This window comes from Kluyvera georgiana, assembly GCF_050990895.1.
In the GTDB taxonomy this organism is placed as follows: domain Bacteria; phylum Pseudomonadota; class Gammaproteobacteria; order Enterobacterales; family Enterobacteriaceae; genus Kluyvera; species Kluyvera georgiana.
Window position 1 is genome coordinate 2,526,671 of sequence record NZ_CP158865.1, and the last position, 24,676, is coordinate 2,551,346.

21 protein-coding genes are annotated in these 24,676 nt (G+C 56.0%); 11 read left to right on the forward strand and 10 right to left on the reverse strand.

Annotation, left to right across the window (positions count from 1 at the left end; translation table 11 throughout):
* Positions 1-119: 119 nt before the first annotated feature.
* Together ABTW00_RS11945 and ABTW00_RS11950 are read right to left on the reverse strand one after the other, a co-directional pair.
* The gene (locus ABTW00_RS11945; RefSeq protein WP_433635804.1) at positions 120-965 is read right to left on the reverse strand and encodes an MBL fold metallo-hydrolase; all 846 of its coding nucleotides are present in this window, start codon (positions 963-965) and stop codon (positions 120-122) included.
* 79 nt (positions 966-1,044) lie between these two features.
* Positions 1,045-1,590: a sugar ABC transporter gene (locus tag ABTW00_RS11950; protein ID WP_433635805.1), complete on the reverse strand. Its 546-nt coding sequence runs from the start codon at positions 1,588-1,590 to the stop codon at positions 1,045-1,047.
* Between the two features lie 163 nt (positions 1,591-1,753).
* On the opposite strand from ABTW00_RS11950, the gene ABTW00_RS11955 reads away from it, so the two are divergent.
* Both ABTW00_RS11955 and ABTW00_RS11960 read left to right on the forward strand, forming a co-directional pair.
* Positions 1,754-2,650 (forward strand): LysR substrate-binding domain-containing protein, encoded by an 897-nt coding sequence (locus ABTW00_RS11955; RefSeq protein ID WP_433635806.1) that lies wholly within the window; start codon positions 1,754-1,756, stop codon positions 2,648-2,650.
* Positions 2,651-2,841: 191 nt separating this feature from the next.
* Positions 2,842-3,228: a VOC family protein gene (locus ABTW00_RS11960; RefSeq protein WP_433635807.1), complete on the forward strand. Its 387-nt coding sequence runs from the start codon at positions 2,842-2,844 to the stop codon at positions 3,226-3,228.
* Positions 3,229-3,343: 115 nt separating this feature from the next.
* Here the strand turns inward: ABTW00_RS11960 and ABTW00_RS11965 are convergent, their stop codons facing one another.
* Positions 3,344-4,369 carry a zinc-dependent alcohol dehydrogenase family protein gene (locus ABTW00_RS11965; RefSeq protein ID WP_433635808.1) on the reverse strand — a complete coding sequence of 342 codons (1,026 nt, stop codon included), beginning with the start codon at positions 4,367-4,369 and terminating at the stop codon, positions 3,344-3,346.
* 105 nt (positions 4,370-4,474) lie between these two features.
* On the opposite strand from ABTW00_RS11965, the gene ABTW00_RS11970 reads away from it, so the two are divergent.
* The gene (locus ABTW00_RS11970; RefSeq protein WP_433635809.1) at positions 4,475-5,401 is read left to right on the forward strand and encodes a LysR substrate-binding domain-containing protein; all 927 of its coding nucleotides are present in this window, start codon (positions 4,475-4,477) and stop codon (positions 5,399-5,401) included.
* 104 nt (positions 5,402-5,505) lie between these two features.
* Here the strand turns inward: ABTW00_RS11970 and ABTW00_RS11975 are convergent, their stop codons facing one another.
* Positions 5,506-7,005 (reverse strand): aldehyde dehydrogenase family protein, encoded by a 1,500-nt coding sequence (locus ABTW00_RS11975; protein ID WP_433635810.1) that lies wholly within the window; start codon positions 7,003-7,005, stop codon positions 5,506-5,508.
* Between the two features lie 233 nt (positions 7,006-7,238).
* On the opposite strand from ABTW00_RS11975, the gene feaR reads away from it, so the two are divergent.
* On the forward strand, positions 7,239-8,147 hold the full coding sequence (feaR, locus tag ABTW00_RS11980) for a transcriptional regulator FeaR (RefSeq protein ID WP_433635811.1): 909 nt from the start codon (positions 7,239-7,241) through the stop codon (positions 8,145-8,147).
* Positions 8,148-8,158: 11 nt separating this feature from the next.
* On the opposite strand, the gene ABTW00_RS11985 is transcribed toward feaR, so the two are convergent.
* Positions 8,159-8,380, reverse strand: coding sequence for a YgdI/YgdR family lipoprotein (locus ABTW00_RS11985; protein WP_064545563.1), 222 nt, complete (start codon positions 8,378-8,380; stop codon positions 8,159-8,161).
* Positions 8,381-8,521: 141 nt separating this feature from the next.
* Positions 8,522-9,586 (reverse strand): YncE family protein, encoded by a 1,065-nt coding sequence (locus tag ABTW00_RS11990; protein ID WP_433635812.1) that lies wholly within the window; start codon positions 9,584-9,586, stop codon positions 8,522-8,524.
* A gap of 255 nt (positions 9,587-9,841) precedes the next feature.
* Between ABTW00_RS11990 and pqqU the strand changes: the two genes are divergently transcribed.
* Positions 9,842-11,953, forward strand: a complete 2,112-nt coding sequence (pqqU, locus tag ABTW00_RS11995) for a TonB-dependent receptor PqqU (protein ID WP_433635813.1) — start codon at positions 9,842-9,844, stop codon at positions 11,951-11,953.
* 44 nt (positions 11,954-11,997) lie between these two features.
* Here pqqU and ABTW00_RS12000 read toward each other — a convergent pair whose 3' ends face one another.
* On the reverse strand, positions 11,998-12,663 hold the full coding sequence (locus ABTW00_RS12000) for a GntR family transcriptional regulator (RefSeq protein WP_065356969.1): 666 nt from the start codon (positions 12,661-12,663) through the stop codon (positions 11,998-12,000).
* A 173-nt stretch (positions 12,664-12,836) separates the two neighbouring features.
* A complete protein-coding gene (locus tag ABTW00_RS12005) occupies positions 12,837-13,412 on the reverse strand; it encodes a helix-turn-helix domain-containing protein (RefSeq protein ID WP_433635814.1) in 576 nt (191 codons plus the stop codon).
* Positions 13,413-13,450: 38 nt separating this feature from the next.
* Between ABTW00_RS12005 and ABTW00_RS12010 the strand changes: the two genes are divergently transcribed.
* Both ABTW00_RS12010 and ABTW00_RS12015 read left to right on the forward strand, forming a co-directional pair.
* Positions 13,451-13,969 (forward strand): GNAT family N-acetyltransferase, encoded by a 519-nt coding sequence (locus tag ABTW00_RS12010; protein WP_065356967.1) that lies wholly within the window; start codon positions 13,451-13,453, stop codon positions 13,967-13,969.
* The gene (locus ABTW00_RS12015; protein WP_065356966.1) at positions 13,966-14,415 is read left to right on the forward strand and encodes a DMT family transporter; all 450 of its coding nucleotides are present in this window, start codon (positions 13,966-13,968) and stop codon (positions 14,413-14,415) included. The genes ABTW00_RS12010 and ABTW00_RS12015 overlap by 4 nt, the downstream gene beginning before the upstream one ends.
* Before the next feature lie 127 nt (positions 14,416-14,542).
* On the opposite strand, the gene ABTW00_RS12020 is transcribed toward ABTW00_RS12015, so the two are convergent.
* Positions 14,543-14,776 (reverse strand): DUF2526 family protein, encoded by a 234-nt coding sequence (locus ABTW00_RS12020; protein ID WP_065356965.1) that lies wholly within the window; start codon positions 14,774-14,776, stop codon positions 14,543-14,545.
* A gap of 9 nt (positions 14,777-14,785) precedes the next feature.
* Complete coding sequence (locus tag ABTW00_RS12025) at positions 14,786-16,384, reverse strand: ABC transporter substrate-binding protein (RefSeq protein WP_433635815.1); 1,599 nt, start codon at positions 16,382-16,384, stop codon at positions 14,786-14,788.
* 258 nt (positions 16,385-16,642) lie between these two features.
* On the opposite strand from ABTW00_RS12025, the gene ABTW00_RS12030 reads away from it, so the two are divergent.
* The 4 genes from ABTW00_RS12030 to ABTW00_RS12045 all read left to right on the forward strand — a co-directional run bounded on the left by ABTW00_RS12030 (position 16,643) and on the right by ABTW00_RS12045 (position 24,635).
* Positions 16,643-17,965, forward strand: a complete 1,323-nt coding sequence (locus ABTW00_RS12030) for an SrfA family protein (RefSeq protein WP_433635816.1) — start codon at positions 16,643-16,645, stop codon at positions 17,963-17,965.
* Positions 17,966-17,968: 3 nt separating this feature from the next.
* Positions 17,969-20,950, forward strand: a complete 2,982-nt coding sequence (locus ABTW00_RS12035; protein WP_433635817.1) for a virulence factor SrfB — start codon at positions 17,969-17,971, stop codon at positions 20,948-20,950.
* Positions 20,947-23,070 carry a virulence factor SrfC family protein gene (locus tag ABTW00_RS12040; RefSeq protein WP_433635818.1) on the forward strand — a complete coding sequence of 708 codons (2,124 nt, stop codon included), beginning with the start codon at positions 20,947-20,949 and terminating at the stop codon, positions 23,068-23,070. Before ABTW00_RS12035 ends, ABTW00_RS12040 begins: the two co-directional genes overlap by 4 nt.
* Positions 23,071-23,201: 131 nt before the next feature.
* The gene (locus ABTW00_RS12045) at positions 23,202-24,635 is read left to right on the forward strand and encodes an aldehyde dehydrogenase (protein ID WP_433635819.1); all 1,434 of its coding nucleotides are present in this window, start codon (positions 23,202-23,204) and stop codon (positions 24,633-24,635) included.
* The last annotated feature ends 41 nt before the right edge of the window (positions 24,636-24,676 follow it).

Sequence of the window (24,676 nt, forward strand, 5' to 3'; positions counted from 1 at the left end):
TCCGGTGCCTGATTTGGGGCGATTCGCTTGTCAGGCCTACAGGCAGTGGCTGCCTGTAGGCTGGAACAGCCGTGGTTGTAGAGCCTGGCGCGAATGAATAAGGGGTTATTCTGACATTCTCATTCATCTTCAGCGTAGGAAATACGATACCCACTCCCCGCGCGATAGACGTTTGCAAACCCGGCCCTGCCCAGGTGCATGCCTGCAACGAGGAGTTTTTCCCTGACGGCCTGCTCGAGGATCTTTTTCCGTGTTGCTTCAGCCTGAGCGGAATCGCAGTCAAACATGATAGAAACGGTCGGTTGCGCGGACTGAATATGAGGATAATGCACAATATCTCCCCATATTAATAAGCATTGTTCAGCTGAATCAATGCGGAATCCGCTATGACCGGGCGTATGCCCCGGCAACCCGACAGGCAGTATGCCTCCTGCTATTTTATTGGCGTTAAAAAAACGCACATTATGCGTATAAGTACGTAACGTCTCACGAACCAGATTAAAATTGCGCTGTCCACGCTCATTCGCTAATTTGAATTTTTTGTCGTCCCACCAGTATTCCGCTTCAAGAGGATGAAGCATGATTTCAGCTCGCGGGTAAACGGGCTTTCTTTCATCATCCAGTAAACCACCAATATGGTCAGGATGACAGTGGGTCAATAAGACGGTATCCACGTCATCAGTACTAACGCCAGCCATGGCAAGGTTTGCTTTGAATTGCCCGCCAACGTTGTTCAGCGCCCCTGCTCCGGCATCAACCAGAATAGTCCTCCCCCGGCCACGGATTAGATAGCCGTTAATATGGATGTCGCCGGCTTCAGCAATTCCGGCATTATGCTGAATACTGCGCGCATCGGCGAATTCAATGCCTGTTAATAATTCCAGACTGGCGGCCATATTACCGTCACTTAATGCCGTGACGTGAAAATCGCCAATCTGTCGGGAAGGAAAAATGGAATCGCGCATAATGACCTCAGGTTGAGTTGTTGCGTATCATTCAGCAGACTGAATTTCAGAAATATAAACAGTAAGATTCAACATGAGGTTAATGATGCCCGTTCTTGAGAATCTTCACGCTTTTTTGCAACTGCGGTGTCATTGCCTCGTAGAGGTCTACGCCAGGCAGGTTCATGAACAGTGCAGCCATATTATGCGGTACAACGTAGGCCAGACGATGTTCTGGCGATTTATCCAGTCCCGCCGCCTGCATTTCCCATACCGGATACCCCAGTTGCGTCGTTAAATACGCTATAGGCTGGGCGCTGAGAAGTAATATTTCCTCGGTCGAGATGACCGGCGCCGGGTAGCGACACGTATAGAGGTTACGGTGCCAGTCGGTGATGAAGTCTTGCCAACGAGAGAAATTCCCTCCTCCTTTCAAACGATAATCCTCACTGTTGAGCACCTCGGCATTTTTCACCGTGTGAATGGCCAGATAAACCGGGCAACCCAATGTCACCGCGCGAAAGCGCTGAGAGGTGGTGAAGCCGTTAACCGAGATTAACGCGGGGAGCTTTATCTGGCTGTAAAACGCATTCCATTCGGCTTCGCTTTGAGGATCGCTGTATGAGCATTCGACGATATAGAACATCACGGGTTCTCCGCATGAGTGACCGCAGGCGGCTTGCACCCGCTTAATGATTTTTACTCATGCTACCCGCTGATTTTACGGCTTAAAATCGATAATATGTCATTAAGTAGTGACATTAAGTCAATGAAGGTATATTGCGCATCCTGTATAAGAGGCCCTTTATATGCGTCGAAAAATTCCCAGCAGCAGCTCATTGCAGGCGTTTGAAGCCGCCGCAAGACACGGTAACTTTGCGCGGGCCGCGGAAGAACTGGCTCTGACGGAGGGCGCGATTAGCCGCCAGATTGCACGTCTTGAATCCTTGCTGAACTGCAGATTATTTGACCGCACGGGAAGCCGGGTAAAGCTTAATCCTGTTGGTACGCGCTACGCGCATCAGGTCCGTGAAACGCTCGAGCGGCTCGAAAGGGACACGCAAGACATCATGGGAATGCCCGAGGGCAGTCAAAGTCTGGATATTGCTGTCCTGCCGACATTTTCCAGTCGATGGCTTATTCCACGCTTGAACAAATTTAAATCGTTGCACCCAGGGATAACATTAAACATTGCGGCCAGAACCGATCCTTTTATCTTATCTGGTAGCGGTTTTGATGCTGCCGTTCATTTTGAACACTCCGCCTGGGCAGGTATGCGTATACAGTTTCTATTTGAGGAGAAACTGATTCCCGTATGTCATCCGACACTATTAACCCATAAGAATAGCGATGAACAACTCAACGAACTTCCGCGAATTCACCGCCGACAGAACCCGGACGCCTGGCATCAGTACGCCAGGGAAAGTGGTTTAATGATTGATAACCCGACTCAGGGCGATCGATTTGATTTGCATGAAATGGCCATTGCGGCGGTCATGGCGAAACAAGGCGTAGCACTGATCCCGCGAATGTATATTGAAAGTGAATTAAACAGCGGACTGTTGGTTTCTCCCTGGCCTGCATCAGACAATCTGAGTAAAAGATTCTGTCTGGTTAAGCCGGCGGAAACGGGAGTGAATGAAACAGCATTAGCCTATTTTGAAGATTGGTTGCTGGCTGAAATCAATCAATCTGCAATCGCTTAATTTGCGGTCATTAACGGCTATCACTCCCCCACCCTGGTGCTTTTTACCCTGCGCCAGGAGGCGATCTTCGCGACCTGTTTCAGCAATTAAGCCAGTTTGGCAGGCTCTCCTCGACAAATCAAAAACACGTTAACGTGTAAACTCATCGGGATGCCAACGTACAAGCCGTAACTTCGCCAGGAGCATTCCCGATGTTTACTCATATGCGTATTGCCAAACCCGTCACCGATATTGAAACGTCTTTTCTGATGTACAGTCAGGGGCTAGGCCTGCAGAAAATTGCTGAATTCAACGATCATGACGGTTTTAACGGAATCATGTTAGGCCGGAAAGACTTAGGCTGGCATATCGAATTCACTCATTGCGAATACCATCCGGTTCAACCGTTGCATACCGCAGAGGATTTACTCGTTCTTTATTATCCGGATGAAAAAGAATGGCGCCACGCTTGCGAAAAAATGGTCAATGCCGGTTTCAGAATCACCCGGTCATTCAACCCTTACTGGGATGTAAACGGGAAGACATTTGTGGATGTTGACGGATATAGAATCGTCATCCAAAACAAAGCGTGGGGATAAAACCGCATCGCAGCGCGGTGACTGAGTAGACGGACACGCGCACGTCAGCGCGTGTCCCCCTTGCATCGTCCATATCTCGTTATTGCGGTGCTCTCACCGAAAGCCGGCGTTAAAATCAGCCAATCTCGATAACGATTTTGCCAAACGCGCCTTTATCCAGGTATGCCAACGCCTCCGGCAATTCGTCGAAGCGGAAAGATTTATCGATAACCGGTTTCAGCGCGATCGTATCAACAGCACGAACCAGGTCCTCCAGCGCCCGGCGATGACCCACGCCAATCCCCTGAATGGTGGGTGATTTGAGCAACAATAATCCCCCCGATGCCGAAGTATCGTGCGTATCCATCATGCCGATGAGCGAGATACGACCATGTGAGGCCACCGCGCGAACGGAATCGGCAAAATGACGGCCGCCGACGGTATCCACAACGTGATCGATACCGCGCTGATGGGTCAGACGATAGACCGCTTCAACCCAATCTTCTTTGTTGCGGTTAATACCGTGGTCTGCACCAAGCGCCGCCGCCGCGGCCAGTTTGTCGTCACTGGATGAGGTAATAAACACTTCTGCCCCCATCGCTTTGGCAATCTGCAGGACAAACAACGCCACGCCGCCCGTTCCCTGAACCAGTACGCTTTCACCGGCACGAAGATGGCCGCGCTCCACGAGCGCAAACCACGCGGTCAGGCCCGCACACACCAGCGTACTGGCTTGCGCGTCGTTGAGCGTGCGCGGAGCCGCAACCAGCCACGCTTCACTCATCACCACGTATTCCGCCAGAACGCCCTGTATCGCGTACCCCAGGGTGTTGTAATGCGGGTTGGCGGCGTTATTTTCCAGCTTGCCCTCTATCCAGTCGGCGTTAAAAGAGGAGATCACACGATCGCCTGGACGAAAGCGGGTCACTCCCTGCCCGACGGCTTCCACCACGCCGGCCATATCGGAACCCGGCGTGAAAGGCATGGGCATACCATTACCCATTCCACCGTCAATAATGACCTTATCCCGGTAGTTAAGGGCGACCGCATTCACCCGCACCAGGACTTCATGCGGGCCGGGCTGCGGGATTTCTGCTTCGGTAAGTTTAAGATTCTGACGTCCGGTTTCGTTTAGCGTCCAGCGTTTCATCGTACGGTTCATGGTTATTCCTGCAAAGTGAATCACGGATGTGATGGATGGTAACATTGCGCATTACGCTACAGTGGAGATACTATTTCCTCTGATTGATTCCTGGATGGCGACAATATGAAAAGTGAATTGAACAGTATCCCCGTCTTTGTCGCCGCGGCTGAATCGGTGAGCTTTTCACAAGCCGCCGCAAAACTTCACGTCACGCGTTCGGCGGTAGCCAAAACCGTCTCCCGGCTTGAGGAACGATTGGGCGTAACCCTTTTTAGCCGTACCACCCGCAGCCAGAGTCTGACCGACGAAGGCTCGCTTTATTATGAATACTGTCGCCGGGCGCTGGCGGAAATCAAAGCGGCAGAGGATATCCTGGACAGCGGCAAACTGCAGGCCAACGGCAAACTGAGGGTGTCCGTTCCTGTTCTGCTCGGTCACCTGTGTATTGCGCCGCTGCTATCGGCTCTGGCAAAAGAACATCCGCAGCTGATACTGGAAATCTCGTTCAGCGATCGACAGGTCGATTTGTCAGAAGAAGGGTTTGATCTGGCCGTCAGGATCGGCGCGCTGGCCGACAGCAGTAGCCTGATTGCCCGCCAGCTGGCCTCGCACACCATGGTTTTCTGCGCCTCTGCGGATTATCTTCGCCGCGCCGGTGAGCCCGCTTGTGCAGAAGACCTTCATCTACACGAGGCGGTGGCCTACATTCATTCTGGTCGCATTCTCAAATGGCGAGTGCAAAATGCACGTGGGGAGACGATCGAGATAAATCCACCGGCCAGAATCATGATGGATGATATGCAGGCGGTAAAAGACAGTGCGTTGACGGGAGCCGGGATTGTCTGGCTGCCCTACTGGCTGGTCAAAGAGCAACTGCTTAACGGCGAACTGAAACAAATATTAAAAGCGCAGTCATCAGGAACCTGGCCGGTTTATGCAGTATGGCTGAAAACGCCCCATCCTTCTCTTAAGATCCGGCTGGCCGTCGATAAACTGATCGGCGAGTTGCCCGCGATGATGACCGTCGCACAAACGCAGGAACCCGCTTAGTTGCCTGATGGCGCTTCGCTTATCAGGCCTACAGTGCATGACGATAGGGTTAAGTATCGCCTCCACCGTAGGCCGGGTAAGGCGTAGCCGCCACCCGGTATCACTCAGTAACGAACGCACACCGATTTGGTTTCACACCAGTCGTTCAGCCAGTCCGGCCCAAAATCACGCCCCGTACCCGACTGTTTCATGCCGCCAAACGGCAAATTAGCATCAATCAACGTATGGCTGTTGACCCATACCGTACCGGCCTGCAGGCGGTCGGTGTAGTTCAGCGCCTGGGTCAAATCGCGGGTCCAGACGCTGGCGGTCAGACCGAAGTCGCTGTCGTTGGCAAGGCGCAGCGCCTCTTCACCATCGGTGACACGCACCAGGTTCACAACCGGGCCAAACACCTCTTCGCGGGTTAAGCGCAGGTTGGCGTCCGGGTTAATGACAAGCGTCGGCGGAATGTAGAAACCCTGCGCATCCGGGCCGACGTTGCCGGTAATCAGCTCCGCGTTCTGTTTGCGAGCATCGTCGAGATAAGCCGCCACTTTGGCGCAATGCGCCTGTGATACCACCGGGTTAATCTGTGTGGTCTCCAGCATTCCCGGCCCCACCTGCAGCGATTTCACCGCCTGCTCGAAACCGCTGACTAACGTGTCGAACAGCGGCGCTTCAATGTAAATACGAGAACTGGCCGCGCACACCTGCCCCTGATTGAGGAAGCTACCGGTCATCAACCCTTCGATGACCCACTCAGGATCGGCGTCCTTCAGCACGATGGCCGGGTTTTTCCCGCCCAGCTCCAGCGTCACGCGGGTCAGCCTGTCGGCGGCAACGCGGGCAATCTGTTTGCCGGTAGCGGTCGAACCGGTAAAGCTCACCTTCGCCACGTGCGGGTGAGAGGTTAACGCAGCGCCGCACTCGGCGCCGCTGCCGGTCACCACGTTGAAAACGCCCTCCGGCACGCCGGCTTCAATCGCCAATTCAGCCACACGCAGCAGGGTTAACGGCGTGGTTTCGGAAGGTTTAATCACGATTGAACAGCCTGCCGCCAGCGCCGGCATCACCTTCCACATGCCGATCATCAGCGGGAAGTTCCACGGCACGATCCCGGCTACCACGCCGACCGGCTCTTTTTTGGTCCACGCCTGATAGCGCGCCCCCGGCGGGAACGGGATGGAAACATCCAACGTGCGGCCGCTGATTTTAGTGGTTAACCCGGCGGTGTAGCGCATCCAGTTCAGCGTACAGCCGACTTCGAAAGCGCGGGAGATGTTGATCGATTTGCCCTGCTCCAGCGTTTCCAGCTGGGCCAGCTCTTCACCATTCTGCTCAACGAGGTCGGCAAAGCGCAGCAGAATACGTTCGCGCTCGGCAGGCGTGCGCCCAGCCCAGCTGCGGGAAACAAACGCGCGCCAGGCGGACATCACCGCGCGGTCCACGTCAGCCGTGTTAGCGTCTGCCGTGGTGGCAATCGCCTTGCCCGTAGCCGGGTCCCAGACGGTGAGACGTTTTTCACTCTGCGCCGCCTGCTGCGCGCCATCAATAAACAGGCCATGCTGACGGTCTAAAAACTGCTGTACGCTCGGGAGCAGTGCTACCTGTGCTGAGGACATATCGTCTCCTTATTCTTCGCGGTTAGTCATTTCAGTCTACGGCGGGTCTGGAGAAGTCGCTTTTGTCTCTGTGACATTCGCTTGTGCGGCTGTGACAGACGCCGCAATTAAGCAGATTGCGTTGGCAGAAGTGTGTCGCAGGTAATAGTTCTTTCATATATTCCTGTGAACAGCCTTGTTTAAAGAAACACAAATGCAACAATAACATCACATTTTCATTGCAGAGATGGCGTATGGCAGCGGTAAACGGCGGTGAGACGTATCATGACTGGCTGGCAAAGATTAATCAGGTCTGCGGGCATTTTGCCGCGCGTCCGCTGGAGGGCGACTTCCACGGCGAGATTGATACCAGCTATGCGGGTAGCCTGAAGCTCAGTACCGTCACCACCCGCAACGTCAATCTGTATCGCACGCGCCAGGAGATCCGTGGCGGCAACGACGCCTGGTTCTATACCGTTTTTCAGCTTTCCGGTGAAGCCAGCATTGAGCAGGACGATCGTCAGGTGTGCCTGCAAAGCGGCGATATGACGTTAATTGATGCTTCACGTCCCTGTTCAATCCTCTGGCAGCAAACCTCGCGTCAGGTCTCGCTGTTGCTGCCTCGCCAACTGCTGGAAAACCAGCTGCGCGGCAGCGGAATTCGCGTCGCCACCCGTCTGGATAAATCACTACCGATGGTGCAGCTCAGCCAGCGCCTGTTGCAAGAGAGCATGAGTAGTCCGCAGCTCTCCGCCAGCGAAAGCGAAGCGGCGCTTGATGCGATGGTCTGCCTGCTGCGTCCGATGTTGCATCAACAAGACGTGCAGCCGTCGCGGCGAGAGAAGCAGTATCAGAAAATCATGCGCTTGATCGACGATGCTATCCAGGAAGAACATTTGCGCCCTGAGTGGTTAGCCAGCGAAACGGGGATGTCGGTCCGTAGCCTGTACCGACTGTTCGCCGATAAAGGTCTGGTGGTGGCGCAATACATTAAAAATCGCCGTTTAGATTTGTGCGCCCAGTCGCTACTGAGCGCGCACGATGACGAGAAACTCGCGGGAATTGGCTACCGCTGGGGGTTCAGCGACCACAGCCACTTCTCCACCGCCTTCAAGCAGCGGTTCGGCATGTCGCCCGGAGAGTATCGTAAACGCGGCCGCTGAGGTCAGCGTAATCAGTTATCTTCTACCAGTTGCGCCACATCATTGCTGTTGATTTCGCGCGCATTACCGTCCTGATCGGTATAGCTGGTCATACCGGTCTCTTTATCCAGCTGCGGCTTGCCGTGCGTCACAATCGTTTGTCCGCTTTTGGTGGTCATCACGTAGTTAGTGGTGCAGCCCGCCAGCGCCAGAACCATCAGGCCCGCACACAGCGCATATAAAGATTTTTTCATGGTTTCTCCGTTCATTCTTCCACCCGCAGTGGGGTTAAGTGGGTGCATTGTATGCCCGACGGCGCAAAATGAAATAAAGCGGATGTAACAGAAGATAAATTAGCAGGATACGGGAGACGTCAACCGTCTCCCGCAGGGGGATTACAGCGCGATACGAATCACGTCATCCGGGGCGGTCGCCTCTTTCTGACGGGTAGATTCCTGCTTCACGCTCACAAACAGCGTTTTACCATCGGCGGACAACGCCAGGCTGTTCGGGAAGGTCGGGGTCTGAATGGTTTTGGTCACCTTGTAATCTTTAGCGTCGATAACCGTCACGGTGCCCGCTTTGCGCTGGGTAACATAGACTTCGTTACGCGTCTGGTTAAACAGCACCGCCAGCCCTTCCTGGGTATCCACCTTCGACAACACTTTGCCATCCTTCAGGTTCACCACCAGCAGTTCCGGCTGTTTCGAGTCGGTAATAAAGGCGCGCTGACCGGCGGTATCCAGGCTCAGGTTGATGTAGAAGTGCTCTTTGCCATCGTCCTGCAATTTCTGACGATTAACGATTTTGTTGCTCGCGGTATCAATGGTCAACAGCTCGCCGTCGGCGTTGGTGACATACAGACGTTGTTTTTCCGCATCAACCGCCAGCCCGGTGCCGAAGCTGCCGGTGCCTTCGATCGTGGTTTTCAGCGCAATTTTATCGCCATCGACGACCCACACCGCACTGCCGTCTTTACCAATACCGGTGATATACACGGTGTTGGTTTTCTCATTCACCGCCAGCTGACGCGGCTGCAGCGGTTTCACCGTTTCGCTCCGCTGACGTCCATCAAGCACCAGACGCCCTTTCACGTCACCGCTTTTCGCGTCAATGGCCGTAATCGCGCCGTTGATGGTGTTGCCAAACCACAGCGTCTGGGTCTGTGTATTCAGGGTGGCGCCAAACGGTTTAAGATCGTTATGGATCGTTTGGGTCACTTCCAGCGTAGTCGGGTCCAGGCGGTAAACCACCCCTCCCTTATCCGTTTTACGGCTTTGTGAGGTGGCTAGCCACAGCGCATTTTCCTGCTGGCTGTAGGCCATTTCATATGCCCCTTTACCGACCGCTTTACGCAGCATTTCCTCTGCGGCCTGCGCGCTAAAGCTTCCCGCCAGCAGTAAGGCACTCAACAACAGAGAACGGCGCAGGCGCGGTGCGGACAATTGACGTAATGACATGACGACTCCCTTTGATGAACTTAATTGTTACTGCTCACATGGCTTCAGCCTTCGCAGCGTCATGGCGCTACGTTTTGTAGATGCGAATAGTAATCATTAATTTGTACAAAGTGGAGCTTTTCTTTCTACGGTGCGGCAAAAAGTTTCTATTTCATCACCTGAAATTAACCATTTATGCTGCTAAAGTTTTCAATATATTTACAAAAGTATTACTCTATTCGGGTCTGTTCCATTTGGTACATTTTGCGAGTTTTCATGAAAATCATTACTGTGCGCTCAGTAACGCTGCCTGTGCTGCTGTTGCCGCTTGCTTTCTCCCCCTTTTCCTGGGCTGCTGACGAACAAACGTTGATTGTCACCGCCACCCCTCAGACGGTCTCTGAGCTGGATACGCCGGCAGCGGTCAGCGTGGTTGACGGCGAGGATATGCGCCACGCCACGCCGCGCGTCAACCTGTCAGAGTCGCTCGGCGCCGTGCCGGGTTTGCAAATTCAGAATCGCCAGAACTACGCACAGGATCTCCAGCTGTCGATTCGCGGTTTTGGTTCACGCTCAACCTACGGTGTGCGCGGCATCCGTATGTACGTTGACGGCATTCCGGCGACCATGCCCGACGGACAAGGGCAGACCTCTAACATCGATATTGGCAGCGTGGATCATATTGACGTGCTGCGCGGCCCCTTCTCCGCGCTATACGGCAACTCGTCCGGCGGCGTGGTCAACGTCACTACCGAAAGCGGCAAGCAGCCCACGACGCTGGAAGCCAGCAGCTATTACGGTAGCTATGGCACCTGGCACTACGGCATGAAAGCGGCCGGTGCGGTCGGTGACGGTAGCCACGCGGGAGACGTCGACTACACGGTATCAACGAATCGATTCATCACCCGCGGCTATCGCGACCACAGCGCGGCGCGCAAAAACCTCGCCAACGCCAAACTCGGCGTGCGAATCGATGATGTCAGCAAGCTGACCCTGCTGTTTAACAGCGTCGATATTAAGGCCAACGATCCCGGCGGCCTGGATTACAATGAACTGCACCAGAACCGCGAACAGTCGCCGCGCGGCGAACAGTACAACATGCGCAAAAGCGTAAAACAGACCCAGGCAGGCCTGCGCTACGAGCGTCAGCTCAGTGAACAGGACGATTTGAGCGTGATGATGTATGCCGGTGAGCGTCAAACCACGCAGTATCAGTCGATTCCGCGCAAGCCTCAGCTTAAGCCTACCCACGCAGGCGGCGTGATCGACCTCGATCGTCACTATCAGGGCATCGATACCCGCTGGACCCACCGTGGCGAACTGCTGGTCCCGGTCACCTTCACCACCGGTCTGAACTACGAAAATATGAGCGAGAAGCGTCGCGGCTATGAAAACTTCGTGATGAATGGCACCACGCCTGAGTACGGAGAGAAAGGCAATCTGCGCCGCAACGAACGCAACCTGATGTGGAACGTCGATCCCTACCTGCAAACACAGTGGCAACTCACCGAGAAGCTGAGTCTTGATGCGGGCGTGCGCTACAGTTCGGTGTGGTTTGACTCCAACGACCACTACATCACCGCGGAAAATGGTGATGATAGCGGTGACGCCAGCTATCACAAATGGCTACCTGCGGGGTCGTTAAAGTACGCGGTCACCGATGCGTGGAACGTTTATCTCTCGGCCGGACGTGGCTTTGAGACACCGACGATCAACGAGCTTTCCTACCGTTCGGACGATCGCGGTGGGCTGAACTTCGGATTGCAGCCCTCGACCAACGAAACCGTAGAAATTGGCAGCAAAACACGCATTGGTAACGGACTGCTCACCGCCGCACTCTTCCAGACAGATACCGATAACGAGATTGTCGTCGACAGCAGCAGCGGCGGGCGCACCAGCTACAAAAATGCCGGTAAAACGCGGCGTCAAGGGGCCGAACTGTCGCTGGATCAGCAGTTCGCAGAAAACTGGCATGCCAAAGCGGCATGGACCTGGCTTGACGCAACCTATCGCACCAACGTCTGTGACGACGCCAACTGTAACGGCAACCGCATCCCGGGAATTGCGCGCAATATGGGCTTTGCCTCATTGAGCTATGAGCCGGAGAGCGGCTGGTATGCCGGCGCCGACGTACGCTATATGAGCGATATCATGGCCAACGATGAGAACACCGCCCGTGCGCCGTCGTGGACGGTTGTCGGGTTGAACACCGGCTATAAGTTCGATATCGGCAACTGGAATCTGGATATATTTGGCCGGGTCGATAACCTCTTCGACCGCCAATACGTCGGCTCCGTCATCGTCAACGAGTCTAACGGTCGTTATTACGAACCGGCGCCGGGACGTAACTACGGCGTTGGCGTGAATGTCGCCTGGCGTTTTGAGTAAAGCGTGTGAACGTTTCCGGGGAAACCCGGAAACGTATTTGCGGCTTAATGGCTAGGGCAATACTGGCGCTGTAAAAAATGCGCTGATTCATCAACAATCTGACACATTGCCGTATGGCTGGCCATCGAGTCTTTTTTCTCCAGCGCCGTCAGCAGGCGCTGATATAAATTAGTTTGCTGAAACGGTTCTACTGAATTTAAATATAAATAGTGGAAACTTGGCCCTACCCGAACCCATAATTGTTCGATAAGAATCATTAAAGTAGGCATTTCCGCGTATTCATATATTCGAAAACGAAACTGATAATTGCTCTGCAACATGCGGGTGATATCACCAGAGGCTTTTGCTTCATGCAGTAACGCCAACAAACGATGGAGTTCCTCCATTTTTTGTGCGGTCATATTCCCGGAGGCCGCTGCGGCCGCCATTCCTTCGAGATTTTGTCGTATCTGGCTTATTTCCCGATAGCTGGAATCGGTTAGCACCGGAACCATAAACGCCTGCGCTGGCGCAGCCTGCAACGCCCCCAAGGAGACCAGCCGCAGCAGCGCCTCGCGAACGGGTGTAATGCTGATCCCTTGATTCTCGGCAATTTCACGCGTCACGAGTCGGGCACCGGGTTTTAATGCGCCAATGATAAGTGCGTTTTTGATATTATTTTCAACCTGCTGTGTCAGGCTCATTCGTTGTGCTTTAGCAAAATCCAGCATATTTATTATAACCCCACGGATAATCGGCCCAGAGCCTATAATAATTAATAGCTGGCGTTTTCTCTTTTGTGCAAAAAATACAATATATATTTTTCGGATGTTGCGGGCATGAAATTTAAGGCAAGTGAGAGCGCTTCGCCAAATGACGCATTAATACGTCACTGGCAAAATAATCACGAGAGTGGAATATTCAAACGCACAACCAGATAAACACAAATGTGATCGCTATCATTAATAAAACGGCAGTCGTTTGGCGGCCCCAGTTCCAGACAGTCGCCAGCCTGCATACGGTGTCCAGTGTCCCCTTCCATGAAGAGCAATTCCCCTTGCTGCACCCAGATAAGCTGACGCGCCATCGCGTAAGCCGAAGCCGGCATCGGGATATCGCTGCCTGCGGGAAGTTCAATTTGTACCAAGTCGACAGGCAATTCGCCGCGCGGCGAAACATGACGTCGCAGATAATGACTTTGTGGGTCGTGCCACACGGGCTGGTCAGCGAAACGCAACAGTTTCCCTTCCTGAATCTCCGCGCGGGCAATTAAGGTTGACATGCTGATGCCGAACGCGCCGGAAAGCCGCGCCAGCAGCGTCGCCGTGGGGCTACTTTCGCCACGCTCAATTTTGTGAATCATCGCCCGTGACACGCCCGCTCGCTCGGCTAATTCACTCAGCGACCAGCTTCGCGATTCGCGCTCAATACGAATTCTTGCGCCGATCCGTTGATTTAAATTGTCTTCAATAGTATTCATATCGTTATACTATAGTGAACAACACACAGGGTGCAACCATGCCTATCCGTTTTGCAACAAAAGAAGACTGTGCCGCGATAGCGGTCATCTATAACCACGCCGTGCTGCACACGGCGGCCATCTGGAACGATAAAACGGTCGATACCGACAACCGCATTGCCTGGTTTGAAGCGCGTCAGCTAGGGCACTTTCCCGTATTAGTCAGTGAAGAGAACGGCGTGGTAACCGGTTATGCCTCCTACGGCGACTGGCGCGCGTTTGATGGCTTCCGCCATACCGTCGAACACTCCGTTTACGTTCATCCGGACCATCAGGGTAAGGGACTGGGCCATATTCTGCTCGCCGCGCTGATTGAAGAAGCGAAGCGGCGCGGTAAGCACGTAATGGTCGCGGGCATCGAGTCGCAAAACCATGCTTCCCTGCATTTGCACGAGAAACACGGTTTCGTCACCACCGGGCAAATGCCTCAGGTGGGCACCAAATTTGGCCGCTGGCTGGACCTGACCTTTATGCAACTTCAGCTGGATAACCGTCGCGATCCGGATGGTACAGCATGAATCAATCCCTCACGTTGACGTTTCTGGTCGCCGCCGGTATCGGCCTGGTTATCCAGAACACGCTGATGGTGCGGATCACCCAATCGGCCTCGACGATCCTGGTAGCGATGCTGCTCAATTCCCTGGTGGGTATTGTGCTATTCGTCAGTATTCTGCTGATCAAACACGGACTGGCTGGCGTGAACGAACTGATCTCCACCGTTAAGTGGTGGACGCTGCTTCCCGGTCTGTTGGGTTCGTTCTTCGTCTTTGCCAGCATCAGCGGCTATCAGTACGTGGGGGCGGCAACCACTATTGCGGTCCTGGTCGCCAGCCAGCTTATCGGCGGGCTGGTGATGGATGTGATGCGCAGCCATGGTGTGCCCTGGCGGGCGCTGGTGGGGCCGGTGTGCGGTGCGGTGATGCTGATTGTCGGCGCGTGGCTGGTGGCGAAACGCCAGTTTTAATACCGGTCACGTTGTAGGCCGGATAAGGCGATGCCGCCATCCGGCAATCTGCACCTATACCTATCAGACCGACAAGCGCTACATTGTTGCCCGGCCGGCCAAAGCGCAGCCGGGAATAATGCCCAACTTAAAGAATGCTCCCACCGGATGTGAGCTGCTCTTTACGTGCCTCTTCCTGTTCGCGCAGGTGCTGACCATGATGGGAAATCGTCACGCGCAGGCGCTGCTGCTGGGTAAAACGATCTTCACGACTCAACGCTGCATCGTCGCTTAGCTCCACCAGCAGCTCATTCATGTGCGTAATCACGCTCTCTTCAATCGCCGCGTCAACGCGCGCGATAACCTCATCCAGATGTGACATACCTGCTCCTTAATTGATTTTCACTTTCGAGAAATCGCTGCCCATCAGGCTCACGCTGTAGCCGGTCACGTTGCTGCGCGTGGCATAGAACGTTTTGCCGTTTGCCAACGCAATCCACGGTGCCTGTTGGTAGTAAATCTCCTGCGCCTGTTCGTAGAGTGCGGCACGTTTCGCCGGGTCGCTCACCACCAACGCTTTTTTCACCAGGCCATCATACTCTTTATTACACCAGCGCGCGGCGTTAGAGCCCGTTTTGATGCTATCGCATCCGAGCAGCGTATTGGCAAAGTTATCCGGGTCGCCGTTGTCCGACATCCAGCCGTACAGCGCGCTGCCATGCTCGCCTTTACGGATACCGGAAAGATATTCCCCCCACTCATAGGTCACAATTTTGGCCTTCACGCCGACTTTGGCCCAATCGTTCTGGATCATTTCCGCAATCCGGCGCGAGTTCGGGTTATAGGGGCGCTGTACCGGCATCGACCACAACGTCACCTCAACCGCCTTCTCTAGCCCAGCCTGTTTCAGCAGCGCTTTCGCTTTTTCGGGATCGTAGCTGTAATCTTTGAGAGCTTTATTAAAGCCCATCATGTTGGGCGGGATCGGTGATTTCGCCACCGTACCGGAGCCCATAAACACCGCGTTGACGATCGCCTGCTTGTCGGTGGCGTAGTTCAGCGCCTGGCGAACCAGCACATTATCGAACGGCTTTTTCTCGGTATTAAACGCCAGATAGCCGACGTTCAAGGCTTCTACCGCATGCAGAGCCAGATCGTGATTGTTTTTAATCACATCAAACTGCACCGGCGACGGCGCGGGGATAATCTGGCATTCATTGGTCTGTAGCTTCGCCAGACGCGTTTCGACGTTCGGGGTGATGGCGAAAATCAGGTGCTTCGTCGGTACCGCGCCGTCCCAGTAGTGAGGGTTAGCCAGATAGCGAATCTGCGAGTCGGCCTTATATTGCTGTAGCACATAAGGCCCGGTACCAATCGGCCAGTTATCTACGTTCTCCGGCGTGCCTTTTTTCATCATTGCATCGGCGTACTCCGACGACAGAATGGACGCGAAATCCATCCCCCAGTCGGCCAGGAATGCGGCGTTTGGTTCGCTCAGCACAAACTGCACGTGATAGTCATCGAGCTTTTTCACCGATTTAATCAGCTTATCGAGACCCACATCGTTGAAATATTCGTAGTTCCCCTGTGAAACCTTATGGTAGGGATGATCGCTATCTTTCTGCCGTAGCACCGAGAAAATCACGTCATCAGCGTTAAAGTCGCGGGTCGGCGTAAAGAATTTATTGCTGTTGAACTTCACGCCCTGACGCAGCGTAAAGGTATACGTCAGGCCGTCCGGGGAAATCGTCCAGTCGGTGGCCAATGAGGGAATCGGCGTATTTTTCACCGGATCAAAGTTGATCAGCCGGTTATACAGCGTTTGCGAGCTGGCGACAAACGTCGGGCCCGAGCTGGCGATTTGCGGGTTAAAAGACTCCGGTGAGGCTTCGGAGCAGTAGACGAGCGTGTCGTTGTTCGCCGCCCAGGCGGCGCTTGCCGGTAACAACGCGCTGAGCGCCAGCGCGAGGAGCGTTTTCCCTGTGGTCATGGTTATAAGCCTTTCGATTTTATTATATGAACGGCTTAATAACAGCACAGCCCCGGATAACTGGCAAATAACCAATTTGTCTCAGGTTATGCTGAATAACCTTTATTTGTTGGTTTCTTCATCGGTATTTCGTCAGGTTTGACTTAAGTCCAGCGATTCAATGCCACGAGAATTACCCTATTTACCCCTCTCTTTCGCCGTTTGTTGCATTTTGCTTTGCGTAAAGTAATGCCGTGAAGAAGTCTATGGGACAGGAACGTGGCAAAAACTCTTTTACGCAGTGGAAGTCTTGATGACTTTCAGGCCGTAGGCGGCGGCGGGCAAACCGTATTTCATTCCGCGCTTCAGGTGCGCGAAACCCTGCGTTTACGTAAGCAAAACGCGCTGGTCGAGTGCCTCGCGATACCGCAATTAAATGATGACGGCGACCGGGTGGACTGGTATTCGCCAATTGATGGTGTGGCGACGAGCTGGAAAGCGGCGGATGAAACCTTGCGAACAAGGGCGCTGCACTATTTAGAAGGCTTGCAGGAGAGCGCTCGCACGCTCAGCAAAAAATGCCTGCAATCCGACAAAACCGCACAGCAACTGTTCGGCGCCCTGCTGGATAAATCCCTGCAATTTCCCGGCGAAAATCATCTGTTTCTTGTCGACGGTAAGCCGGTTATCAGCTTCTGGGGCTTTGTGAATCTCAACGAAGGCGCACGTGAAGACGTATTCGACTGCCTGCGCTACGTTGAACCTGAACCGCCACAAGCACCGATCATTGCCGAAGTGCCTCTCGTGGAAGAACCCGAACCTGCCGTCGTGACGTTTAGCGAAGCCGATGCGCCGCTGATTTCAGCGAATGAACCGTTGATTAACGCCTACAAGCTGCCGGTGGAGGAGCCTGAAGAACCGCAGGCACCAGCCGAACCGGTGATGCCGATGGCGGCCACCAGAAAGCGCCGCCCACGCTGGCTGTGGGGCCTGCCGATTGCCGCAGCCGTTGCCGCCGTGGCCGTTGCAGTTCCCATGATGATCCCGACCACCCAGGCCGAGTCCGAGCCCGTCGTTCAGACCGCCGACGTGCCTGCTATCCCGCAAGCTCCCGCCATGCCGGTACTGATTGCCGGCCTGCCGTTGCATCAGGCTAGCGTGAAGGCGGAACCGGTGGTGAAAGAAGAAGAAAAACCGGTGGTGATTGCCGTCATTCCGAAAGATGCGCTGGTGATGGATGCCGACCAGATGCGCGCGGGCACCACGCGTTTCCTTAACGGCAACTGGCGGGCACAGATGGATATCAGTGACGCGCATACCGGTAAAGCGCCGAGCCTGCGCTACCAGATTCAGAACAATAAAGGCACCGTTCGCCTCGTGCGCGAAGGCAATATCGTCTGTAAAGCCTCGGTCTTTTCTGGCCTGCATCAAAACGGCGAGCTGATGATCAAAAGCCGCGGTAACGCGCAATGCAGCGACGGCGCGCGCTACCCGCTGCCGGAAATCAGCTGTAAACCCGGCAACAGCAACGTTGCCGTATGCACCGCCCGCTTTGACGCCAGAACGGTGGTACCGCTGACCTTTAAGAAGACGGGAGCGTAACCTATGCTGGTCACTCTTTGCGATTACAAACAGAGCGTCACGCTGATTGCCAACAGCGGCGTGCAGTTTCTCGATTTCGGTCTCAGCCCGCAGGAGTCGCTGCAAAACGGCCGTTTTGTGCGAAAAACCGCCAACGGCCCGCTGCTACGTCTGAACTATGACGTGGTCAATCAGCGTTATACGCTGCCCGGTGAGGCTGGGCGTGCGCCCGAGGTGGTGAAGCCGGAATCGACCCTGACGCTACACCATTCACTCGCGCTGTTAGACGGCATCTGGCTGCCGCTGCCCTTCCTGCGATTTAACCCGCCGCGCACCTTCGTTGAAGGGCCGGACAACTGGGCACGGGTGCAGATTCGTCGCCTTGCTGAGCCGGATAACGCGGGCAATACGCACCGCGTAACGTTGGCATTTGATAGCCAGATTAGCGACGATGACGTCAACGGCCTGTCACCCGTCGCCAGCGATCTGCTCAACGGTACGCGCTTTGCGCTGGCGTGGCGCGACAATGAAATCAGCGACTTCCTCGATCAAACATGGATTGACGGCTGGCTGCGTGAAGTTTTCCAGCAAACCGTTGCCGCCCACGAGGCCCGTAGCGAACGCGATGTGGCGCAGGCGCTGCGCAGCTTTGAATATCAAGGCCACTGGCTGAATATTCTGGCGCTGCTGGGAGAACAGTTAGCGGTGCCGGAAATTAAAATCGTCACCGCCACGCTGAGCACTCCGGCCATCCCAGTAGATTTGATCCTCGACGTTGGCAATACCCACACCTGTGGCGTCATCATCGAAGATCACGGCGACGCTAACGACGGTTTACGTCAAACCGCCGAGCTTCAGGTGCGCTCATTAAGCGAACCGCAATACCTGAATGAACCGCTGTTCACCAGCCGCGTCGAGTTCTCGGAATCGCGCTTCGGCAAGCAGCATTTCTCCGTGGAAAGCGGCCGCGAAGATGCGTTTATCTGGCCATCGCTGGTACGCGTAGGGGATGAAGCCCGTAAGCTGGCGATGCAGCGTTTAGGTACGGAAGGTTACAGCGGTATTTCCAGCCCCCGCCGCTATCTGTGGGATGAAACGCCCACCGTGCAGGACTGGCGATTTAGTCAGATGAATGGCAAGACCCAGCGCGAACCGCTGGCCACCGCCTTCCCGCTGATGAACCTGATGAATGACGAAGGCCAGCCGCTGTTTACCCTGCCGCCGGACGAACGGATGCCGGTCTTCTCGCCGCAGTACAGCCGCAGCACCTTGATGACCCATATGCTGTGCGAACTGCTGGCACAGGCGCTGGGGCAGATTAACAGCGTCGCCACGCGTCTTCGTCTGGGCTTCCCCGCCTCACCGCGTCAGCTGCGTACGTTAATCCTCACGCTACCGTCGGCCATGCCGAAGCAGGAACGCGAAATTTTCCGTCGCCGGATGTTTGAAGCTATCGCGTTGGTGTGGAAAGCCATGGGGTGGCATCCGCAGGATGATGATTTCGCTCATGTCCGCGTGCAGGAAAAAAGCATCGTGCCCATCCCGAAAATTCATATGGAGTGGGATGAAGCCAGCTGCGGCCAGCTGGTGTGGCTCTACAACGAAGCGATTTCCCATTTCTCCGGGCAGACGGAGGCGCTGTTCGCCGCGATGGCGCGGCCGGACCGCCAGCCGGAGCCTGGCATGGCGCAGGGCCGTGCGCTACGCGTCGCCTCGCTCGATCTCGGCGGCGGCACGACAGACATGGCTATCGCCCAGTATCAACTGGACGACGGTATTGGCGGCAATGTCAAAATCACCCCACAGCTGCTGTTCCGCGAAGGGTTTAAAATCGCCGGGGATGATGTCCTGCTGGATATTATCCAGCGCTGCGTGCTGCCCGCGCTGCAAACCCAGCTGCAAAAATCCGGCGTCGCTGACGCACAAGCGCTGATGGCCACGCTGTTTGGCGACTCCGGCAGGCTGGATACGCAGGCAGTGCTGCGCCAGCAAACCACGCTGCAGCTCTTTATGCCCATCGGCCACGCCATTCTGGCGGCGTGGGAACAAAGCGACGTGCAGGATCCGCTCGCCGGGCTGCACGCCACCTTCGGAGAATTGCTGAGCCAAACGCCAACTCGCAACGTGATGAACTATGTCGGCCAGGCCGTGGAGCACGCCTTGCCTGCCGGTAGCGCGCCGTTCGACCTGCTGGCGGTCCCGCTGGAAGTAACCTTCAGCCAATTGCAGGAGGCCATGCTAGCCGGTGAGTTTACCCTCGCCGGTCCGCTGCACGCGCTCTGCGAGGCAATCTCACACTATGCCTGCGACGTGCTGCTGATTACCGGGCGTCCCGGCTGTCTGCCGGGCATACAGGCGCTGATTCGCTACCTTCAACCGGTGCCGGTCAACCGGATGGTCTGGCTGGATAAATATCATGTCCATGAATGGTACCCATTCAGCCAACAGGGGCGTATTGGCAACCCGAAATCCACCGCCGCCGTGGGAGCTATGCTGTGCAGTCTGGCGCTGGATCTGCGCCTGCCGCACTTTAATTTTAAAGCCGCCGATATTGGCGCGTACTCCACCGTGCGCTATCTGGGCGTACTGGATAAAACCGTCAACACCCTGCGCGATGAAAATATCTGGTACCACGATCTCGATCTCGACAAACCCGGCGCCAGGCTTGACGCCCGCCTGCATTTCCCGCTGCGCGGTAATGTTACCCTCGGCTTCCGCCAACTGGCGAACACCCGCTGGCCCGCGACGCCGCTGTATACGTTGAGCATCAACTCGCCAGAACTGGCGAAAGCCATCGCCGGAGACGGCGTGCTGCAGGTTCGCCTGAAGCTTGAAGGCGGTAGCCGACACGAAGCGCCGCAGTCGTTTGTGTTGAGCGATGCCTGGCTTCAGGACGGCACGCCGGTTTCGCCAGATGCCCTGACCCTGAAACTTAATACTCTGGCTGACCGACGCCACAGCGGCAGCCACTACTGGATCGACAGCGGGAGCGTATTCCTCAAATGACCACGATAGCCGCAGTAATCGACTGGCTCGCTGCCGCCCGCCAGGAGCATCCGTTACTGGATGATGACGCCAACGCGCTGCTGATTCGACTGCAGGCACTCGATGCTCAGCAGAAAGCGCGTCAGGAGACTCGCGCCCAGCCCGCCAGCATCGCGCTGTTTGGCCACTCACAGGCCTCTAAAGCCCACCTGCTGCGCACCCTGTGCGGCAACGGCGATGGCCGTCTGACGGTGCAAACCGGCAGTAAAACGCTGGACTACTTCAGCCATATCAATCCCGGTCACAGCCTCACGCAAATGGCGGTTCGCTTTAGCCGCGAGCAGCCCACGCCGGACGACGCCTTCCCGCTGCGGCTGGTGCTGATCGGTGAAGCCGAACTGGTACAGCTGTTTATCGCCCATGCCTGGCAGCGCGGCGATATTCGTCCACCGGATAGCCACCTTATCGCCTCCCGCCTGCGCGCTTGGCAGAGCCTGCGCCAGCCGCAGCAGGTGCTGGGCCTGACGGCATCGGAAGTGGCGACGATTGCCCGTTTCTGGCGCGATACCCTGCCGACCTCATACCAGACGATCGATGACGATCTGTGGTTCCAGTTCGCGCATCTCCTGCCGTCGTTGGATCTCACCGCGCGTGCACGCGCGTGGTCGCTGCTGTGGGGGGAACAACAGGAACTCACTCAGCAATGGTTAACGTTAGCACATACCCTGCATCAGGCGGGCAACCGCCGGGAAGTGATGGCGCCGCTGAGTCTATTGGTGGATGCTTTTACCCTGCCGATGGACGCGTTCCTGACGCCGGGTGGGGAGAGCGATGATGCGGTACTGGTTCATCCGCTCACCGACGACGGTTATCAGAACGCAGTCAGCATACCGGTTGCCACCCTGGCGCTGCTGACCGTTGAACTGGTGCTGAACGCGGAACAAGGCGTGCTCGACAATGTGGATATTATTGATATTCCCGTGCCGTCACTCACTTCTGACACCCCGCTGTGGGCCAGTAAGTGTCGCTGGCTATTGGAAAACTATCGCCAGCATCGGCAGCCGGATATCCTGCTGGTCTGTAACGCCACAGCCCAGCGCGCCGCGATTCCGTCCACCGCCAAAGCGCTGCTGCGCTGGGTAAACGACACCCAACCCACGCAGGAGAACAAGCTGCCGGGGCTGGTGTGGGCAATTACGCCGGAAGACGATCGTTTCTTGCATAAGCGTCACTTTGATGAGGCGATTCAACAATTGGTTGGCAAGCCAGGCCAGCATTGGGGAACGCTGCAAGCGCTGGATCACAGCAGCCTGCAACGGCTGATTGAATGGCTATCGCAAGCCACGCAGCCCGAACTGCGCCAGCGCCGTTTTACCGCCATGGCGAACACGCTTCAGCAGCAGTTATTCAGCTTGTGCCAACCGCTGCTTGATTCAGCAGGCCAGGATGCGACACAGGCAGAAGCGATGATTCGCGAACTGCAAACACATGCTTCGCGTCACGGCGAGCTGCTGGAGAGCTTGCTTCCCGCCCTGCCCGCGTTCGAGGCGCTGTGTCAGGTTCAGCAGCAGCGTGAAGAAAAGGCCAGCGGGTTGTTTAATGAGGCCGTCGACCTGTTCGCCGCACCGGAAACGGTCAGTCAACATACGCCGTCAAATCAGGATCGAGGGTCACAGGTTTACGCCCTGTGGTGTAAACATTTGCGCCAGTGGAGTCGCCAGCCGCATCCGCAGCTCACTTCCGCGACTCAACAACAGCTGATGCTGGCGCTGATGCGCGCCAGCCAGCGACAAGGGCTGGCGCAGCAGCTCCGTCAGGCCAGCGCTGAACAGCAGGCCGGCGCGGCGCAGCTGCGGGCGATCATCGGTAACTTTATTCATTGGCTGGGCTATGCTGAACAGCCCGTCAACCAGCGCCCTGCCAGCCGTATTGCTAAAGGGAGCGCGGTTTTCGCCCACGACGTCGCAACCTCCAGCGCACGCCTGACTCAGCTCGGCGAACAGCCGGTACATGCCGCCACCCGCTACGTGTACGACTGGCTGGTCGCGCTGTATGCCCGTTGTACCGAATCGGGCGAGGCGGTGAACCTCCTCCAGCTTAGCGACAATCAGCAGCGTGAGCTGCGTACGCTACTAACGTAACCCTCGGCGGCACACGGATGTGAACCGCTTTCAAAAGCTGAAAAAAAGCGTGCGAAATCCGGACTCTGGATATTCAGCACGCTTGCACCTCTCTACACTCAGAGCGTTACCCGAGTCGATAAGAGGTTTCCATGACAATCACCTGTACTCTGTTTATTAACGGCGAAGCGTGCGCCGCGCAAGGCAATGCGACCTTTACACGCCTGAATCCCGTGAATGACGTTATAGCCAGTACTGCTCCGGCCGCTGGCCTGGTTGATGCCGCGCACGCCGCAGACGCCGCTTCCGCCGCCTTTCCGGCCTGGCGTGATACTTCACCCGGAGAGCGGCGACGACTGCTGCTTGCTGCGGCAGATCGGCTTGAACAACGTCGCGAACAGTTCATTGCCGCCATGAATGCTGAAACCGGTGCGACGGCGCACTGGGCCGAGTTTAACGTCCACCTCGGCGCGGAGATCCTGCGTGAAGCGGCAGCGTTAACCACGCAGATTGAGGGCCAGGTGATCCCATCGAATATTGCGGGCAATCTGGCGATGGCGACGCGTCAGGGGGCTGGCGTAGTACTGGGAATGGCGCCGTGGAACGCCCCCATCATCCTGGCGGTTCGCGCGATTGCCACCCCGCTCGCCTGCGGCAATACGGTAATCCTCAAAGGTTCTGAGCTTTCTCCGGCTACCCAGAGGTTGATTATCGACGCGCTGGCCGCCGCGGGGTTCCCCGCTGGCGTCGTCAACTATCTGACCTGCGCGCCGCAGGATGCACCAGAATTTGTCGAAGCGCTGATTGCCCATCCGGGCATCAGGCGCGTGAACTTCACCGGCTCCACGCCGGTGGGTCGGATTATCGCCCAAACCTGCGCGAAGCATCTTAAACCGGTGGTGCTGGAGCTGGGGGGTAAAGCACCGTTGCTGATACTGGACGATGCCGATATTCACCAGGCCGCAGCGGGCGCGACCTTCGGAGCCTTCGCCAACGCCGGGCAAATTTGCATGTCCACCGAACGTATTATCGTTGAGGACCGCATTGCCGAAGCGTTTATCGCCGCGCTGGTTAAGCATGTCGACGCGCTACCGGACGGGTTGCCAGGTTCGGTGGTCGATATGAAAACCGTGGTTCGCTGCAATGCATTGATTGACGATGCGTTGGCCAAAGGTGCGACGCTGTTAACCGGCGGCAAGGCCAACACAACGCAGATGTCGGCCACGCTACTCGACGGCGTGACGCCCGCGATGCGTATCTGGCACGAAGAATCATTTGGCCCGGTGAAAGCCGTGATCCGCGCCCGTGACGAGCAGGAAGCGGTGCGCATCGCTAACGACAGCGCCTACGGCCTGTCGTCGGCGGTGTACAGCCGCGATACCGCCCGCGCGTGGAACGTGGCGCAAAATCTGCAGACCGGGATCTGCCACATCAATGGCCCCACGGTGCACGACGAGGCGCAAATGCCCTTCGGTGGCACCAAAGATTCCGGGTATGGGCGCTTTGGCGGTCGTGCGGGAATTCATGAATTTACCGAGCTACGCTGGGTGACGATGCAGACGCAGCCAAGAACGCTGCCGTTTTAAACCTTCATGCCGCGAATCAGGCCGGATAAAGCGTTAACGCT

What these genes read in the sequence shown, in the direction of transcription:
- ABTW00_RS11945 (WP_433635804.1), bottom strand. Translation starts at nt 965, where the DNA reads ATGCGCGATTCCATTTTTCCTTCCCGACAGATTGGCGATTTTCACGTC.
- ABTW00_RS11950 (WP_433635805.1), bottom strand. Translation starts at nt 1,590, where the DNA reads ATGTTCTATATCGTCGAATGCTCATACAGCGATCCTCAAAGCGAAGCC.
- ABTW00_RS11955 (WP_433635806.1), top strand. Translation starts at nt 1,754, where the DNA reads ATGCGTCGAAAAATTCCCAGCAGCAGCTCATTGCAGGCGTTTGAAGCC.
- ABTW00_RS11960 (WP_433635807.1), top strand. Translation starts at nt 2,842, where the DNA reads ATGTTTACTCATATGCGTATTGCCAAACCCGTCACCGATATTGAAACG.
- ABTW00_RS11965 (WP_433635808.1), bottom strand. Translation starts at nt 4,369, where the DNA reads ATGAACCGTACGATGAAACGCTGGACGCTAAACGAAACCGGACGTCAG.
- ABTW00_RS11970 (WP_433635809.1), top strand. Translation starts at nt 4,475, where the DNA reads ATGAAAAGTGAATTGAACAGTATCCCCGTCTTTGTCGCCGCGGCTGAA.
- ABTW00_RS11975 (WP_433635810.1), bottom strand. Translation starts at nt 7,005, where the DNA reads ATGTCCTCAGCACAGGTAGCACTGCTCCCGAGCGTACAGCAGTTTTTA.
- feaR (WP_433635811.1), top strand. Translation starts at nt 7,239, where the DNA reads ATGGCAGCGGTAAACGGCGGTGAGACGTATCATGACTGGCTGGCAAAG.
- ABTW00_RS11985 (WP_064545563.1), bottom strand. Translation starts at nt 8,380, where the DNA reads ATGAAAAAATCTTTATATGCGCTGTGTGCGGGCCTGATGGTTCTGGCG.
- ABTW00_RS11990 (WP_433635812.1), bottom strand. Translation starts at nt 9,586, where the DNA reads ATGTCATTACGTCAATTGTCCGCACCGCGCCTGCGCCGTTCTCTGTTG.
- pqqU (WP_433635813.1), top strand. Translation starts at nt 9,842, where the DNA reads ATGAAAATCATTACTGTGCGCTCAGTAACGCTGCCTGTGCTGCTGTTG.
- ABTW00_RS12000 (WP_065356969.1), bottom strand. Translation starts at nt 12,663, where the DNA reads ATGCTGGATTTTGCTAAAGCACAACGAATGAGCCTGACACAGCAGGTT.
- ABTW00_RS12005 (WP_433635814.1), bottom strand. Translation starts at nt 13,412, where the DNA reads ATGAATACTATTGAAGACAATTTAAATCAACGGATCGGCGCAAGAATT.
- ABTW00_RS12010 (WP_065356967.1), top strand. Translation starts at nt 13,451, where the DNA reads ATGCCTATCCGTTTTGCAACAAAAGAAGACTGTGCCGCGATAGCGGTC.
- ABTW00_RS12015 (WP_065356966.1), top strand. Translation starts at nt 13,966, where the DNA reads ATGAATCAATCCCTCACGTTGACGTTTCTGGTCGCCGCCGGTATCGGC.
- ABTW00_RS12020 (WP_065356965.1), bottom strand. Translation starts at nt 14,776, where the DNA reads ATGTCACATCTGGATGAGGTTATCGCGCGCGTTGACGCGGCGATTGAA.
- ABTW00_RS12025 (WP_433635815.1), bottom strand. Translation starts at nt 16,384, where the DNA reads ATGACCACAGGGAAAACGCTCCTCGCGCTGGCGCTCAGCGCGTTGTTA.
- ABTW00_RS12035 (WP_433635817.1), top strand. Translation starts at nt 17,969, where the DNA reads ATGCTGGTCACTCTTTGCGATTACAAACAGAGCGTCACGCTGATTGCC.
- ABTW00_RS12040 (WP_433635818.1), top strand. Translation starts at nt 20,947, where the DNA reads ATGACCACGATAGCCGCAGTAATCGACTGGCTCGCTGCCGCCCGCCAG.
- ABTW00_RS12045 (WP_433635819.1), top strand. Translation starts at nt 23,202, where the DNA reads ATGACAATCACCTGTACTCTGTTTATTAACGGCGAAGCGTGCGCCGCG.